Annotated in this window: 8 protein-coding genes; 6 read left to right on the top strand and 2 right to left on the bottom strand. The window is 50.2% G+C overall.

What is annotated here, in order from left to right; genetic code table 11:
* The first annotated feature begins 426 nt into the window (after positions 1-426).
* Both BUB30_RS24135 and BUB30_RS24130 read left to right on the top strand, forming a co-directional pair.
* Positions 427-4,383 carry a hypothetical protein gene (locus BUB30_RS24135; RefSeq protein WP_073139208.1) on the top strand — a complete coding sequence of 1,319 codons (3,957 nt, stop codon included), beginning with the start codon at positions 427-429 and terminating at the stop codon, positions 4,381-4,383.
* A 203-nt stretch (positions 4,384-4,586) separates the two neighbouring features.
* Positions 4,587-5,108, top strand: a complete 522-nt coding sequence (locus BUB30_RS24130; RefSeq protein ID WP_073139205.1) for a DinB family protein — start codon at positions 4,587-4,589, stop codon at positions 5,106-5,108.
* Between the two features lie 278 nt (positions 5,109-5,386).
* Here the strand turns inward: BUB30_RS24130 and BUB30_RS24125 are convergent, their stop codons facing one another.
* Entirely contained in the window at positions 5,387-7,435 is a 2,049-nt protein-coding gene (locus BUB30_RS24125; protein ID WP_073139202.1) for a HelD family protein, read from the bottom strand.
* 273 nt (positions 7,436-7,708) lie between these two features.
* Between BUB30_RS24125 and BUB30_RS24120 the strand changes: the two genes are divergently transcribed.
* Positions 7,709-7,906, top strand: coding sequence for a Sec-independent protein translocase subunit TatA/TatB (locus BUB30_RS24120; RefSeq protein WP_073139200.1), 198 nt, complete (start codon positions 7,709-7,711; stop codon positions 7,904-7,906).
* 171 nt (positions 7,907-8,077) lie between these two features.
* The gene (locus BUB30_RS24115; protein WP_073139197.1) at positions 8,078-14,758 is read left to right on the top strand and encodes an alpha-2-macroglobulin family protein; all 6,681 of its coding nucleotides are present in this window, start codon (positions 8,078-8,080) and stop codon (positions 14,756-14,758) included.
* A 28-nt stretch (positions 14,759-14,786) separates the two neighbouring features.
* Here the strand turns inward: BUB30_RS24115 and BUB30_RS24110 are convergent, their stop codons facing one another.
* Positions 14,787-15,218, bottom strand: coding sequence for a response regulator (locus tag BUB30_RS24110; protein WP_073139194.1), 432 nt, complete (start codon positions 15,216-15,218; stop codon positions 14,787-14,789).
* 447 nt (positions 15,219-15,665) lie between these two features.
* On the opposite strand from BUB30_RS24110, the gene BUB30_RS24105 reads away from it, so the two are divergent.
* Complete coding sequence (locus BUB30_RS24105; protein ID WP_073139192.1) at positions 15,666-16,262, top strand: RNA polymerase sigma-70 factor; 597 nt, start codon at positions 15,666-15,668, stop codon at positions 16,260-16,262.
* Between the two features lie 60 nt (positions 16,263-16,322).
* Complete coding sequence (locus BUB30_RS24100; RefSeq protein ID WP_073139189.1) at positions 16,323-17,336, top strand: FecR family protein; 1,014 nt, start codon at positions 16,323-16,325, stop codon at positions 17,334-17,336.
* The last annotated feature ends 23 nt before the right edge of the window (positions 17,337-17,359 follow it).

Raw genomic sequence — 17,359 nt, 5'->3', positions numbered from 1 at the left:
GACATGTCGGGTTTCTTAATGGTGAAAGGGAGATGGGGGAACATAGCTTCGTTAAAATAACAAGCCATGAAAACCTCTCCCTTTATTGCTCCCGGAAAAATGGCCTTCGAAAATCAAGCTATCTCATTTGCAAATGTTGAATTAAATCTTATCTTGTTAAAGATTCCTTGAGTTGTCTGTATGCCCTCGTGTCGATCGAGCCCACCTGGAATCCGTCAGAATAAAATTGATAACTCACTCCTACCTGAGAATACTTAGGGAGAAATTTTCGTTTGCGTGTTTTCAGGAATTACGGAGTGCTATGGAGCATTTGACGTAAACGAATAATCGAATGCGTAACTGAATTCAGGGGCGCGATCAAACTCATTTTCGAAGTATGGAAACCAGGGAGGTCTTCACCGGCTCATTTTACTTGACGTTCACTTTATGACTTTGTCGGCCCAATTCCGGCAATCGGTGGCATTCTTTATCACCACAGGGTTGATACTGACCTTGCTTTGTTTATACTTTTTTGTGTATGTGAGCAATCGAGAGGAGGCGGTGACGCTTCGGAATTTCAGGGTGCTGGGACGCGCGGCGACTAATCTCAATCACAAACTGGAGCAATACAGGGAAAGGCACATCATTAAAAACTATCTATGGGAAAAGAGAGGGAAGATACACGCCAAGGACACTGCTTCAACTAAAACAACGTACAAAACAGAATTATTAAAAAAAGGGATCATTGTCGAGGGCCTAACTTATATTAAAGATGCGACCGCCTTTATCGATCTGGAACTATCTCCTTCGAAAATAATTTTCACAGACACTATTCTTGTTCTTCAAGATTCTGGAAATCCCCAGACCATCGAAAAGGATTCGGCCTATCTGCTGAAGGCCTCGATCACCTATCAGAACTTTACCAAAGGGCTTTTCCAGGATGTTATTGAAGACTACGTCTTGCTGAAAGCCGGTTCCGAAGTTGATCCGAAAGCTCATCCCGAAGTTTTATTCAACACCAATACCATTGGCATTTCGGATTCTGCCGCGATTTCGGTTTACAAAAATCAGGGACGTCGTACTACGCTCAACTTAAACGGCACCGCCTATGAGGTGTTCACCCATCCGTTTTCACTTGCCGGAAAAAAATGTTTGCTCCTGGGACTCCAAAAGGAAACCGATTATCGGGACGAAACCCGGAGCATTGAACCCTCTTTACTTTACACGTTGATCATCGCTGCGCTCCTCCTGGTGCTTTCACTGCCCATGATCAAAGTGATCTTTATTAGCAAAGTCGAACGCCTCAACAAATCAGACGTCATCTGGTGCGGTCTGTCTTTGTTGCTAGGATGTTTCCTTTGCACACTGACTATCCAAAGCCTGGAATTGAGCTCATCCAGGCTCTATGAGGAAGAAAATTTAGATCCCTTATCGAAAGCGATCCAGCATCGATTCGACGCGGAGATCAAAAACAATCTGAGTATTCTCGACACGGCCGATGCGTCATTCCCGCGTTATCCGAAAAGCATCATTATTTCTGGTGGAAAGTCCAATCTTAAGGACGTTCCCAATGGCATCCTCCGGCTATTCCCGGATAAAAAACCCAGTTCACTTCCCAATAAAAAGTTCAGAACCATGAGAATCCATTGGACGGACTCCACGGGAATGCAAAGGATCAAATGGAGCAATGGAATTTCCACTCCCCCGATTGACGTGTCGGAACGGGCATACTTCAAAGATTTCGATTCGAACAAAGCCTGGAGAAATCCCTTTGCTGACACGACGTTTGTCTTAGAATCGATCTTATCGTGGACAGAAATTGATCCCAAAGCTGTACTCTCCCAACGGTCAAGCGATTTAACCAAGATGAAGGTTGTCGGCATGACAACGAAGCTGCTCTCGGTTATGGACCCCATCCTGCCACCGAACTATAAGTTTTGCATCGCCACCAAAAACGGTGAGGTCTGGTTTCATTCGGACATTAATCGAAACAACAACGAAAACATATTCGAAGAGCTCGGCCTTCCCAAAACCACCTTCGAACAATTCTTCCACCAGATGCCCACCGATGCCTGGCTCTATTACAACAAAGAGCACCGAGTGAAGATCACGCCGATGCGAAATTTTCCGCTTTACTTAATTGTCATGAAGGATCTTACTGCGGAGGAGACTTCAAAGTTTTATGTCAAGCTCGTCACCACCGGCTTGCTGGGCATTCAACTGTTGATGGTATTGGTCACGGTCGTGCTCATTCGCTTGATTCACAAAAGAGCTATCGCGCATTTGTCGCTGGATTGGTTAAAGCCGGAAGTAAAAAAATCAAAGAAATATGCGAGCATCCTATGGCTAAATTTATTTTTGCTTCTACTCTTGATTTCCCTGTTCCTTTTTGGCGTGTTGAACGATCTGGAAGAAATCTTTGTGCTTATCACGCTCCCGGCTTGTCTGCTACCGCCCATCTTTGTTTATCTGAACATGCCTTCCTATCAAAACTATTACAGCAGCCCAAGACTGAGCATCCTCCTTGTGCCCATCGTCCTGATCTTCTTGCTGGACATTTTGGCGAGTGTCTCGCACGGTTTTCCTCATTTCCCTTGGGTGGTCTTCATTCAGATTGCCCTTATCGTCATCATCAACATGTCGTTGCCGTCGCTGAGGCAAATCAAGGAAATTGTCGATAAAAAAATTTCGTGGCGCGGTGTGGCCTGGTTGGCATCCCGCGTGAAGCATTCACCCGACGGTGTGCTATGGCTTTTCACACCCGCGTTATTTTCCCTGCTGCTGCTGATTGGGGCTCTCCCCACAGTCATCTTTTTTAAGCATTCCTTCAACCATGAACGATTGTTGTTTACCATGGCCAATCAGCTTGCCTTCACTCAAAAGTTATACAAAAATGACGGCACATCCACGGAAGGCGATCACGAAATCTACCGCTTCGGGATATCGGAAGATGAAACGTATAAAAGCGAAACGCGGAATACCCTGAGAAGCAAGCAGGCCACCTCCGGATTTCCACGTCTGGCCGCCTGGATCACAGGGAAGCCCGCGCTTACCTTTCTTCAGAACAACGACAGCCTCCAGACGCATTTTGGTGGAACCCTATGGCGCTGGACCAAAAAATCAAACTCGTTGGCACTGCAACCCGCCAAGTCCGGCCCTCCTCCGCCAAAGGCATCTGTAGCGCAGATCCCGACATTTCATCTCCGGATCTTTCCGTTCGTCATTGGCGTTTTGGCGCTGGTTTATTTATTCTTCCTCATCAAAGTGCTAAGCCAGTGTACCTTTATTTGTAATATCCATAAGACTCCGCTCGTCACGGATGTGTGGCTTGACAAGCTTTTATCATCCTCATTCATGTTACCCGAACTCTCGTCAAAGGAAAAATTCTCCCGCCTGGATAAATTCTTAGACTTTCAGCCTGTTTTAATCATTGGACTATCCTTCTTGGAGAACAATCTTTCAAACGCTGCATTAAAATGGTTTACCCGTCAACAAAGTTCCGCGAAAGCCATTTCAATAAACTTTCGTGATCCATCGTTTGCTTCCAAATCAAAAAAGTATGACGAGTCGCTAACATCGTCTGTCAAAACCCTTTGCATCATCGAACATTTTGAGTTTGACTTGAATAACAAGGACCTCACCCAAAAGAAACTGGGGTTCCTGGAAAAAATTCTTTCATATCCCCATGTTAAGATCCTCCTGTTTTCCGCTGTCCATCCGGTGCAATTGTTTGACGCCTTTCCGGAAATGGAGGTCAATATCAAATCGCGCTGGCATGCGGTCCTGGCCCGATTCCATAAGGTCATTCAGCCTCTGCAAATCTCCGGTTACTCAGGAAAAGTACCAAGCCAATTCGACAGGTTCATCAACAAGGAATGCAACCACGGACAATACCTTCAAAACCTGAAGCCTATTCTTCAGCGATTTGTCAAGCAATCCAAAAGTGTTGAAGTCGTTGAGCTGGTGGATAAAATAAAAAGCCTTGCTTATAACTATTACGCTTACCTGTGGGATTCCTGTTCGCAGGAGGAACGATACCTCATCTATGATCTTGCCGAAGATGGTCTGGTGAACCGGAAAAATGTGGATTCCATTAAACGTCTTTTGAGCAAAGGCATATTCGTCGGCCAGGGTTCGCTCCGGCTTATGAATGCCAGCTTTCGGGAGTTCGTGCTGTCGTATGTAAATCCGGAGCAAGCCCTCGTGCTGCGCGAAAACGTTTCGAAGGACGGAAATTGGAATCGGGTCCGGTTGGCGCTTATGATCGTATTGAGCGGTGTAGCCCTGTTCTTGTTATACAGTCAGAAAAATGCCTTCTCGTTGGTCATGGGTCTGCTCACGGCCGTTCCCGTTCTGTTCAGGGCGCTTGAGTCGGCACTTTCTACGATTCCAAAAAAGAAATAACCCGGAGCATCAATTCCTACACAACGTTGCCCCCAAGCAAAAGTCAACATGCAAGCGTCCTCCGCACGAAATATAATCTTCAAGAGATCCTTCCCTCATCCTCGCCAGTAACCTTCCCGCTTTAAAACATTTGGCTATTTTCGGTCCGACCACTACCTTATCGTTCTAAAAATTCTTGATCTATCCTTTGGCCTTTTTTAATTATGAACCCGGTAGAAATTTTACAAAAGCAAACCCAGAGCGCCTACGAGCTAACAAACAAAGTCATCGGTTCCATTCCCTACGATCGTTGGAACACCATCCCTCCCGTTATGGATACGAACGTAGCTTGGCAGGTAGGTCACTTGATCGTGAGTTTTTACTTTAATTCCATCATGCTGATCAAGGGTCATCAACCGGATGTCCTTCAAAAAATTCCACTGCGAGAGTATGATGCATTTTTTACCAATGCCCGCCCCGAATTATCACAAGGGCAGTTTGCCCCCGAAGCCTTGCACGAGCAATTGCTGGTGATGGAACAAAAATCGATAGCCATCATCGGCAGTCTATCCACCGAAAACCTCGACAGCCCGCTGCACCCTTCCCCCATAGCAAGCCCTATGGCCAGTACAAAATTCGAAGCCCTGGACTGGAACATTAAACACGCCTTCTGGCACGGCGGGCAGATCGGCATGCTGAAACGCATCGTTCACGAACGATACAATTTCGGACTGAAGCGGACATGACCCGCGCAATCAAGACAACGCCTGGGCTAAGGATGTAATATCTTTCCTGAAAAATATAAGAATTTAAGCCAGCCACCGCATAGAATTCCAAGTTTGGGCCGAAACAACAAGCCGGTAATGCACCGGAACGCAACGCTGGTCCACTTGAAATAAAGGCTTGTATACTCCAAACGGTGATGGCGGATACCCGACCCAAAGCCGGTTGTCGTGCCTTTAAACTTTCACGTTATCCCTCCGAAAGAATCGCCTGATCGTGGTGAGTTCTTCCTGACAATCGGTTAATCTATGAACACCGATCTTTCCGTAGCATACGTAAGCGTCAATTGATGCATGGCGCGAGTGCAGGCAATGTAGAGCATGCGTTTATCTATTTCGGTTTGATAGTTGCGCGCCGACGCAAACGGCACGATCACCTCATCGAACTCCAGTCCTTTGGCAAGGTGGGCGGTGGTGATGATGATGCCTTCCTTGAAATGTGTGCTGTCGGGCGTGAGCAGGTGTATGCCGTGTGCTTTCACTTCGCGGTAGACAAACTCGGCCTGCTGGCGCGTCTTGCAAATAACGCCCAGCGATTTGAAGCCCGATTGTTCGAACTGTTTCACCATCTTTTTGATGGCCTCTATCTCTTCTGCATTACTGCCAAAGCCTGTCACCGTCGGAGGCGCGCCATGGCGTTCCATGGCGATGAGGTTGGGGTTGAAAAACAGGCGCTGGGCAAAGGTCGTGATCTCGAAGGTGGACCGGTAGCTTCTGAAAAGTTTTACAATGTCGGCCTGGGGAAACACTTGTTCGATGCCTTCCGCATCGGAAGCGCTATACGGGTTCACCTGCTGACTTACATCTCCCAAAATCGTCTTCTTGCATTTGAACAATCGCGACAGCACGGCGTATTGCACGGGCGTGTAATCCTGCATCTCATCCACCAGCAGGTGCTTCACGTGGTCGTAGGTCTGCGCGCCCTCCAGCCGGATCTTGAAATAGATGAGTGGAAAGACATCGGCATACTCCAGGTCGCCATGGGAAGTTCTTTTGAACAGTTCGGGCTGGCCCGACCATGTGAAGAAGTCCTTGTAGAGATCGAGCACGTTGCTGAATTTCAGCATGCGTGGAACCGCTTCCCAAAGCCGCGCCTTTTCCTGGCCCGACAATTTGCGTTTGGTTTGGTTGCGGATGTACTGCTGGATATCCTGGATCACTTCGGGGAAGCGCTTCAGCATCGGGATGCGATGATAAGATTTGAACCGCTCCATGATGAACGGAAACGGAATCACCACACCGGCCAGGTGCAATTCAGTGGGATCAAAATAATTGTTCTCGACATGGATGAGATACTGGTTGAGGCGTCTCAGAAATTCGAACGACGATTTTGCCCGCACGCGCGCGATGAACGCTTCGTCGTGGTGCTCGAGGAGCGCGGCAACCTGCTGGAAAAAATTCTGGAACCGGTATTTGTTTTCCAACACCTCCATGGCCAGTTCTTCCATCTCCATCTCGGGGATCTGCTCTTCGCCCAATTCGGGCAAAACGTTGGAGATGTAGTCGGCAAAAACTTTGTTGGGCGAGAGGATGAGAATGTCTTTTGATGCGATGCTCTCGCGAAAGCGATAGAGCAGAAATGCAATGCGGTGCAACGCGATGGAGGTCTTGCCCGAACCGGCCACACCCTGGATGATCATGACGGGGGCGGTCTCGTTGCGGATCACAGCATTTTGGTCGCGCTGAATAGTGGCGACAATGTTCTTCATCTTGTCGTCGCTGGACTTGCTCAGCTCCTTTTGCAGGATGTCGTCGTGGATGTTGACGGCGTTTTCGATCATGAACTCCATACGGCCCTGTGCGATCTTGTATTGGCGTTTCAAAACGATCTCGCCTTTCACGGTTCGCGCCGGTGTGGTATAGGAGGCATCGCCCAGTTCAAAATCATAGAACATGGCGGAAATGGGAGCGCGCCAGTCGTAGATGAGGTTGGTCCGCGCCGTTTCGTCAAAAAATGTATAGATGCCGATGTAGACTTCGGTTTTTTCGCCTCCCCCATCCGCCTCAAAATCGATGCGTCCGAAGTAAGGCGACTCGCGGAGCTTCATCAGCTTCCGTTTCCGGGCCACGGCCGATTCGCCGGTGAAGGCCATGCGGTCGATGGACTGGCCGGCCGCGACCATGTCGGCCTCGTCCAGGCCCGATTGGTGTTCGTGGATGTACTCCTTATTTTGTCTTAGTTCGGTCGAAAACTGTTTTATACGGTCGTCTACCCGTTGGATGGCAAAAACCAGTTTTTCCTTGATCTCTTCCAGGTATTCGCGTTCGTGTTGCTCGGTGGTGAAACTCATTCGGTGGGTTGTAAAAACGCAAAGATTCAACAAAAAAAGGGGCAAAAAAACCGCACATAATCCTTCAAAAGACGGTCCGGATTGCGTTCTTTTGTATCAGAAATCCCCCGCGTCCAAAAATCCCCCCGACCGGCCAAAATCTTTGTTTTCTGGTTGTTTTGCCCGGATGAAAATCCCGCGACGGCTTGTCCCGGCAAGGGAGTTCGGTGGCGGGAGATAGAAAGGATCAAATATTGCACACATAAAACTTTAAACTTTTAACCATTTAAAATTATGCTAAGCGGAATAGGTGCCCAGGAGATCTTACTCATCGGAGTGTTTGTCCTGGTCTTCTTCGGAGGTAAAAAAATTCCTGATTTTATGAAGGGCCTCGGCAAAGGTGTTCGCGAATTCAAAGACGCGATCGGTGACGTGAAAAAAGAAGTCGACAGCGTGAAGAAAGAAGTTCCGAGAATTGATACGGATCTTTGATCGTCTTTAAAAAAATAATGTAAGCCAGGGGCATCGCTCCTGGCTTTTTTTGTTTCCGGGCCAACCCTTTGGCTGTTGGCAGCATCCGGGCGTTATCGTTTTATTTCTATTATTTTATGGAAAAGCCCTGCCCCCCGCATCCTAGGGGACGATGAACCAGCCTACGCCTTTATGAGATCCATTTTCGCCGTCCTCCTGTTTTCGTTGCTGTATACCGCCGCGGTCGCCCAACCTAAACTGACTTTTTACGAGAAACACTGGAGCGATGTCTACCAGTATGAGGTGCGTTTGCTGCCGCGGTCGGCAAAGGCCGTGGTGGACAGCATCTATGCGAAGGCCCGGCACGACGACAACCTTTCCGAGGCAGCAAAGGCGATCTTCTACCAGGCCAAGTTCATTTCGGCGTTGCAGGAAGACGCCGAGTTGAGCATTGTACAAAAATTCAAAACCGAGATCGCGATCAGCCGGGCGCCGTTGCGGAATATCCTCGAAGCGGCGCTGGCCCGCACGTATTGGGAATATTTTCAGGAACACCTGTCCACCTACTACCAACATTCGCGTACGGCGGAAAAAGTGAATGCGACCGATTTCCGTACATGGGACACGGATCAGATGTTTGCCGAGATCCACCGGCATTATCAAAATTCCCTTCGCGATGCGGCCGTATTAAAGACAACCCCTCTCACCACGCTGAACGATATTTTAACACCCGCCGAAAACTCGAAGGTGTACCGCCCCTATGTTTATGACCTGCTCGCCCATATCGCGCTGAACTTCTATACAAATTCCGACAATCTCAGCAAGAAGGCGATCCAGGCGTTTACGTTGAAAGATCCACGCCTGTTCGATTCGTTCGATGTGCTGTCGCCTCCACCGGCAGCCGATAGCTTGTCGCCGCTTTGGCAAGGCATCCAGATCATGAAAAATCTCATTGCCTTTCATCAACAGGCAAAAGACACGTTTGCGTTGGTGGACCTGGAAATGGAAAGGCTGGAGTTCCTCGTGGCGGAGGGTGTGTTTGAGGATGGTCGTGCCTTGCGCATGAAAGCGTTGGAGAAACTTGAGGCTACCTATCGCCATCATCCGGCATCCACGCTCGTGGCGTTTGAACTGGCGAGCGAGCTCAATCGCGATGGCAACCAATATAAACCGTTCGGGAACACAAAAGATCAATTCAAGAAACAAGAAGCGATCGCCTTGTGCGACGCCGCGATGGCGCGTTTCCCGGAAAGTGACGGTGCAGCGAGGTGTGCCCAACTGAAAGAAAGCATGCTCCGCGCAACGCTTTCGCTTCTGGGGGAAGAATATATTCCTACCGGAGCGCTGTCACGCCTGCGTGTTTCGTATCAGAACATCGACAGCATATCGGTTGGCGTGTTCAGGGTCACTGCCGATTTCGACAGGAAAGACCTTCGGGATGTTCCGGACTCGGCTCTGCTCGATGCCGTCTCCAAGTTAATGCCCGTGACAAAATGGAACACCGGGTTGAAGAATTTGCATGACTACCAGGTGCACAGCACAGAAATCGTTCTTCCCAAACTGCCGGCCGGCAAGTTCTTTGTTTTGGTTCGTGTTGTTTCGTTGAAAAAAAACATCCCGATCTTAGCCTTCACTTCCATCCAGGTTACGGACCTGGTCTTGCTCGACGGCCGTCTCCAAAACCAATATCGTTTTCAGGTAGTGAACCGCAGCAACGGCCAGCCTATTGCTGGCGCCGACATCCATCTCAAAGTGGACCAGAAGTCGACCACCGAGAGTAGAGTCGACGTTCATTACACCTCAGACAAAAATGGCTTTGTTGAGTTGAATGGCAATGAACGGTACGGCTACGACATCTACGCCACCGTGCGACACGGAGTGGACAGCGCCACGTTTGGAAATTATTATATCAACTTATATCCCCGCGACGAAGCCCCTGAAGAGGTGGACGTGGAATCTTTTCTCTTCAGCGACCGCAGTATTTATCGTCCGGGGCAAACGGTTTACTTCAAGGGCATCCTTACAAAAAGAGATAAAAAGAAATCCTCGGTATTGGCTGGAGAGTGGGTGGAGGTTTTGTTGAGAGACGTCAATGGTTCGGAGGTGAGCAAGATGCGCCTCAAATCGAACGCTTATGGTTCCTTCAGCGGCGAGTTTAAACTTCCCGCCAATGGGCTCACCGGCGAGTACACGCTTACGGCCGATGAAGACATGGAAGAAGAAAGCCGCTTCTATGACGAGGAGATGGATGATTTTTATGCGGACGATTTGACGATAACCGTAGAAGAATATAAGCGACCCACCTTCGAAGTATCGTTTCAGCCTGTGACGAAAACATTTATCCTGCGCGACACGGTGACATTGAAAGGCACGGCACGATCGTTTAGCGGGGCGAAGGTGAGTGGTGCACGGTTCAGTTATCACATCAAACGGAACGTGCGGTATCCCCGCTGGTACTATTGGTATCACTCCTACGCGCGGGAGGGTGACCGCGAAATTGCGTTTGGCAATGGCGTGACGGATGCCTCGGGCGAATTTCCGATCAGCTTTTCCGCCGAACCCGACGAAGCGGTTTCAAAAAAAGAACATCCCGTGTTTCACTATGAAGTGACGGTCGACGTAACGGACCTGAATGGCGAAACCCGCAGCGCCACCTTCATCGTCAAAGTGGGCTACACGGCACTGGTCGCCAACGTGAGTGCACCGGCTCGCATGAACCGGAAAGACCCGTCGCACACCATTGCCATCAGCACCGAAAATCAGAACGGTCAGTTTGTTCCCACTAAAGGTAACGTCGCGATCTATAAACTAAAATTTCCAGCAGCGCCCGCACGTCCGTTTCCCTGGGAGGCCACCGATATACCGCTAGCGACGGAAGAAGCCTTTCACAAACTCTTCCCGCACGATCTCTATAACGACGGCAGAAACCCCAAGGCCTTGCAAAAAGAAAAACGCGTGGCTGAATTTCCTTTCAACACCGGCGTGGCTAAGGAAATACCTTTCAAAATAAATCCGGCCTGGCCAAACGGCAGCTATGTGATGGAGCTGACCACCGTCGACGTGTCGGGCGACACGCTCACCGACCTGCATCGTTTCACCGTGTTCGATCCCTCCGCCAAAACCGTTGACGACAACCAGCTCCTGGTTTTTGAAATGGACAAACCCTCCTACCTGGTCGGTGACGTAGCCAAAGTCCGGATCGGTTCTGCCGCTGCCGATCTTACGATCACGATCGACATTGAAAAGAACAATAAGATCGTGAAGACCTACGTCGATCATTTCTCCGGGAACCTGAGAGAATACACCATCCCGGTGACGGAGGGCATGGGCACAGGGTTTGCCGTGCATTACAGTGCGTCCTGTTACAACGCGCTTCTTGTGGGCAGCAGAACCGCGCAAATCGAATCGCCGCGAAAGAAACTCGAGATAGAGACCGTCACCTTTAAAGACAAGTTGCAACCCGGCGGAAAAGAAACGTGGAGTTTCTCCGTGACCGGCGACGACTTCCTCCGGAAGCATACCGAAATATTGGCGTCCATGTACGATGCATCCCTGGATCAGTTCACGCCACACGCCTGGCGCTTTAACCCGGTTCATACCGAAGCGTATTATTCTTTGTACAGACCCGGGGGCGACCGGAGTTTCAGCGTATCCAAATTTACGATTCGAAATGGCGGCTATGGTTTCTATTCGATACCGCGTCAATATCATGATGATTTGTATTGGTTTGGATTCAGCATCCGCAACAAACAATATTACAACGGGCTTTACCTGGGTCGGCTGTATGCATCGGGCTCCAGCGTCAATCATCCCTCCAAGGTCTCTCTTTCCAACAACCGGAACGGGGCGAAAGGTTTTATCTATGGCAAGGTGGCCACGCACGACGGCGAACCGCTACCGGGCGTGAACATCGTTATCCAAGGCACCACCAACGGCACCCAGACGAATGCACAGGGCGAGTATTCCCTTGAGGCCGACCGCGGCGACACTTTGATTTTTAGTTTCGTGGGTCTTAGCACCGCGAAAGCTGCCGTGGGCCGGAAGAATGTTATGAACGTGACGATGGAAGAAGAGATCATGCGGCTTTCCGAAGTGGTGGTGACGGCTTATGGCGTCCAGGAGAAAAGATCCATGACCGGGTCGGTTACCACTATAAAAACGGAAGAAAGCGATGTGGTCTTCTCCGCACTGGAAGGTAAAGTAGCGGGTGTACAAATAACCGGTATGCCCGGCGGCTCGGGCTATTTAAGGCTCCGCGGCAATTCTTCTGTGAACTACGCTGACGCGTTATATGTGGTGGACGGCGTGATCGTAGAATCCTCGAAGATCGATCAGGCCGACCTTGCCGATGTGCAGGTGCTCAAGGGCGATGCGGCCATAAGCCTTTACGGCTCGCGCGCCGCCAACGGGGTGATCGTAGTGACCACAAAATCCGGTCAGAAAAAAATGGATGACGTGATGGCGAAGATCAACGCGCGCGAAAACTTTAACGAAACGGCTTTCTTTTTTCCGCACCTCACCACCGACGAAAATGGCATGATCCGGTTCACCTTCACCACGCCGGAAGCCTTAACGCGTTGGAAGCTTCAGTTGCTGGGACACACACGCGACCTGGTCACGGTCACACAAACCTTGCAGGCCGTTACCCAAAAAGAATTGATGGTGACCCCCAACATGCCACGCTTCCTGCGCGAAGGCGACGACGTGATCCTGTCGGTTAAAATTGCCAATCTCACCTCAAAGAGCAAGGAAGGAAAAGTGGCGTTGCAATTAACAAATCCCGTGACTGGTGCGGCGGTGGATGTGTACTACGGGAACCAGGTAAGAACCAAGTCGTTCAAGGCTGGACCGAAAGGAAATACGGAGGTATCCTGGAAATTGCATGTACCCGACCAGGGAGCCGAAGCCCTGCAATATAAAGTAGTGGCCAAGGCTGGGAGTTTTAGCGACGGCGAGCAGAATGCCTTGCCGGTGCTTTCGAATCGTATGCTGGTTACCGAATCGCTGCCCATGTTTGTGCGCGCCGGCCAGACCAAAACTTTTACGCTGGAAAAATTAAAGACCACCAACTCCACTACATTGGTCCACCACCAGGTGACCCTGGAAGTGACCTCGAACCCGGCGTGGCTGGCCGTGAAGTCGCTGCCCTATCTCATGGAATTTCCACACGAATGTGCCGAACAACTCTTCTCCCGCTATTACGCCAACACGTTGGCGAGCTATATCGCCAACAGCCAACCGAAGATCAAAGAAGTTTTCGCCGCCTGGTCTGCCTCCGGCACCTTGACCAGCAACCTTGAAAAAAATCCAGAATTAAAATCCATCATCATCGAAGAAACGCCGTGGCTGCGCGACGCTCAAAGTGAAACCGAGCAAGCGCAGCGGCTCGGTCTCTTGTTTGATCTCAACACCATGAAAGATCAGTCGGAGGCGGTGGTGCGCAAGCTTGGGGAAATGCAACGGGGCGACGGCGGCTTCCCGTGGTTCACGGGCGCCGATCACTCCTGCTGCTACATCACACAACACGTTGCTTCCGGCTATGGACATTTGAAACAGCTGAAGGTGGTATCGGGCAATGATAAAGCGGCGGCCATCGTGCACAGGGCCGTCGCCTTCCTCGATGAGCAGATCATTTTAGACTATGAACACTTGCGGCGTGAGGCAAACATCCAGTTCAAAAACAGTAAAGACTCCGAAAAGCTGATCCGGGCCTTCCTCGATAAACAGGCTTGCGGCCCGGAACAAATTCAATACTTGTACATGCGCAGCTTCTTTCCGGATGTTGCCGTGAGTGAAAGACTGGCGCCGGTGCTGGAGTATTACCGAAAGCAGACCGCGCGCTACTGGACAGAAAACGATATGTATTTAAAAGGAATGATCGCCTTGATCCAACATCGCCAGGGCGATCCCACCGTGGCCAGGGCGATCGTTGCCTCGCTGAAAGAGACCAGCATCACCAACGAAGAGATGGGTATGTATTGGAAAGAAAATACGCCCAGTTGGTATTGGTATCACGCGCCCGTGGAAACCCAGGCCCTCATGATCGAAGCGTTCAACGAAATTGAGAGCGATGACAAAACCATTGCTCCTGACCAGAAAATTAAAACGCTGGACGAGATGCGCATCTGGCTCTTGAAGAACAAACAGACCAGCCAATGGAAGACCACCAAAGCCACCACCGAAGCTATCTACGCGTTGCTCTTGACTGGATCGGAGTGGCTTCCCCTGAACCAAACGCTGGACGTGACAGCAGGCTCAAAAAAAATCACGCCCGAGGCCAAGTCGGTGGAAGCGGGTACGGGTTATTTCAAGACCTCGTGGAAAGGGGACGACATCACCCCCGCCCTGAGCACGGTGACCCTGGCCAAAAAAGAAAACGGCATCGCGTGGGGAGGATTGTACTGGCAATATTTTGAAGACCTCGACAAGATCACGCCCGCGGAAACGCCCTTGAAGCTTTCAAAAAAATTATTCCTCGTGAACCGGACGGACAAGGGTGAGCTCTTAACAGAGGTGAAGCCAGGCTCCCCTGCCCTTAAGGTTGGTGATCTGCTGCGGGTACGCATCGAGCTCAGGGCGGACCGGCAGATGGAATTCCTCCACATGAAAGACATGCGCGCGGCTGGTCTCGAGCCGGTGGATGTGTTGTCGGAATATAAATGGCAGGTCGGATTGGGCTACTATCAAAGCACCAAAGACGCCGCCACACATTTCTTTTTCGACACGATGGAAAAAGGCGTCTATGTTTTCGAATACGACCTCCGCGTAAACAATGCCGGTTATTTTTCGAATGGTATCACCACGATCGAGAGCATGTATGCCCCGGAGTTTACGAGTCACAGCGAAGGCGTTCGAATCGAAGTGGAGAAATGAGGCTGGGGATGGGATGGCGGGAGCTGGTCTATTTTTCGGAGACTGCCGACGGGTTTTGGCTATTGTTCATGTTCATCCAATATAAAACGACTTTGGCCAGTTGTTCTTCGAAATCGGGAAGTTCAACGGACTTGACCAGGTAGGCGTTGGCGCCTAGCCGGGCGGATTCCAGGATGTGGTCGCCTTCGCTCGACGATGTCAGGACCACGACGGGGATGTGGCGCATCAATTCGTCGCGTTTTATTCTTTTCAACAATTCAAGGCCGTCCACCTTGGGCATTTTGTGGTCCAGGAGGATAAGCTTCAGATCGTGGTATGCCTTGTTTTTGTAGATGAAATCGATTGCTTCGGCGCCATCGCCACAATGGTGGATCCCATCGACGATGTTGATCTTTTTTAATGCGCGCATCGCCAGGCGGGCGTCGTCAGGGTTATCTTCAATCAATAATATTTCAACCATAACGGGATCTTTAAACCAATTCTTAGCATAACGGCTTTCGCCTGGGGATTGTTTTTTTGAACAGGTTAAATCGTGGTGACCATTTGCTCCTAAAATGTACGTCCATCACGTTTCCGATTTAAATATAAAAAATGAAATGATGAAATGGAGCGCTTCGCCATCGTTCGGAATGTCCCCCAAGTCGTGCTAAGTTTTTGTTACGGTTCCGGTCCCGGATTTCGCGAATACAAAAAACTCCCTATTTTTGTCAGAATCGTTCATGATCGGGATCTGGCAGAGCAACGGATCAGCCCATCCTGGACGTCACCTTTTGGACATGCCCGGTGTCCACAAAACTGTGACAAGTTGCCTTTTTATCACATTTCCCGTTGAGCCCGGAAAAATCACGGCTGCCCTGAAAATAACCAGCGCGGCCTGGAGGATGGATTCTTAAACGTCGTGAACGCCATGAAAGAGGTGTCCGAACCGATCGATACCGACCTGATCGCCCGTATCAAAAAAGGTGATGCCAAAAGTCTGGAGCTCTTGTTCCGGAGGCTCTACCCCAATCTTTGCGCCTATGCCCGCAAGTTTTTGAATGACCCCGTCGAGGCCGAAGAAATTGTGCAAGAGCTGTTTTCCACCCTTTGGGAAGACCGTCACAAAATTGACGAACAGCAGTCCCTTTCCTCCTATTTGTTCACGTCCGTAAAAAACCGTTGTCTCAATTTCCTGATCGTCCAGAAACGAAAAACAAAACACGCCGACCTGATGCGCTTTCTCTATGTGCAGGAAGTTTCCGGCGAGGCCGCCCACTCCTACCATGCCCTGCTGGCCAAAGACCTGGAAAAAGATTTCCATACGGCCATGGAGGATCTGCCCACCGAATGCCGGAAAATCTTCGAATTAAGCCGCCAGGAAGGACTTAAATACCAGGAGATCGCGCTAAAACTTAACATTTCCATAAAGACCGTAGAGACCCAGATGTCGCGGGCGCTGGCCAAACTGCGTCTCCAGCTCAGGGAGCACATCGCCTTGGTGTTGCTGCTGGCCTTTTTCGAATAAAAATATTTTCAGGGGTTGTCGGGGTAAGGGCTAAGTTTATTGTATTAGCCACCGAAGCCTATGAACGAAGAAGCCCCACAACCGATCCAGGAAATCATCACGCGTTTTTTGGAAGGCCACGCCTCCGACGGAGATGTTGAAACGCTGTACGCCTGGGTACAGGAAAGCGAAGCCAATCGCCGCTATTTCCATGAAATGAACAACACCTACCAGGCCTCGGTCACGCTGGCCCGGTATAATCAACCCAAGATCAACGCTGCCTGGGAACAACTGGCGCAAGACATCCAGGCTTCGGGCCGGACCGTCGCCCACCCCGCACTGAAACGTCAACCCAAATCATCGCTCTTTTTAAAGATCGCGGCCTCCGTCACCCTGCTGGCCGTGGCCGGCACCATTTTTTTTGTATTGTCCAAAGAATTTGTGACGCGGCAAAGCACGGTGGTCTACAATGCCGGCGAGAACAACATGCGCATTCTTTTGCCCGACAGCTCATTCGTGTGGCTCAACCGGCACAGCACCCTGGAATACGCTCCGACGTTTGGGACCGCCAACCGTGAAGTGCGTCTGAAGGGCGAGGCTTTTTTTGATGTCAGAAAAAACAAGAAACAGCCTTTCATTGTCAAAGCCGAAAACATCCAGGTGCTCGTACGCGGAACAAAGTTCAACGTGCAAGCCTACACGGCCGAGCCCGCCATCAAGACCACGCTCGAAGAAGGCAAGATCGAATTATACGTCAACGGCATGAACTCCCATTTTGTGATGCAGCCGGGCGACCAGATCACGCTCGACACCGAGGCCAACAAAGTGTCGCGCAAAAAAGTGAACCCTGCCAATTTTTCGGCCTGGAAAGAAGAACAACTCAGCTTTGACAGCGCTCCCCTGCGCGACATCATCCTGCAGCTGGAAAATCGCTATAAAGTGAACATCGTAGCCGACTCAACGGTAGCCCTGAATGAACGCATGTCGATCACCATCGAAGATGAAACACTGGAAGAAGTGCTTGGCCTCATCCAGGATGTTTCCACGATACGCGCCAGAAGAGACGGAACCAACATCATACTGACGAACAACTAAACGCAAACCTAACAACGCAAACT

The sequence above is a fragment of the Chryseolinea serpens genome (assembly GCF_900129725.1).
GTDB lineage: Bacteria > Bacteroidota > Bacteroidia > Cytophagales > Cyclobacteriaceae > Chryseolinea > Chryseolinea serpens.
This window is presented reverse-complemented; position numbering and strand designations above follow the sequence as displayed.

Bases quoted from the DNA above. Each gene is read 5' to 3' on its own strand.
- BUB30_RS24100 (WP_073139189.1), top strand. From the start codon at position 16,323: ATGAACGAAGAAGCCCCACAACCGATCCAGGAAATCATCACGCGTTTT.
- BUB30_RS24110 (WP_073139194.1), bottom strand. From the start codon at position 15,218: ATGGTTGAAATATTATTGATTGAAGATAACCCTGACGACGCCCGCCTG.
- BUB30_RS24135 (WP_073139208.1), top strand. From the start codon at position 427: ATGACTTTGTCGGCCCAATTCCGGCAATCGGTGGCATTCTTTATCACC.
- BUB30_RS24120 (WP_073139200.1), top strand. From the start codon at position 7,709: ATGCTAAGCGGAATAGGTGCCCAGGAGATCTTACTCATCGGAGTGTTT.
- BUB30_RS24125 (WP_073139202.1), bottom strand. From the start codon at position 7,435: ATGAGTTTCACCACCGAGCAACACGAACGCGAATACCTGGAAGAGATC.
- BUB30_RS24130 (WP_073139205.1), top strand. From the start codon at position 4,587: ATGAACCCGGTAGAAATTTTACAAAAGCAAACCCAGAGCGCCTACGAG.
- BUB30_RS24105 (WP_073139192.1), top strand. From the start codon at position 15,666: ATGAAAGAGGTGTCCGAACCGATCGATACCGACCTGATCGCCCGTATC.
- BUB30_RS24115 (WP_073139197.1), top strand. From the start codon at position 8,078: ATGAGATCCATTTTCGCCGTCCTCCTGTTTTCGTTGCTGTATACCGCC.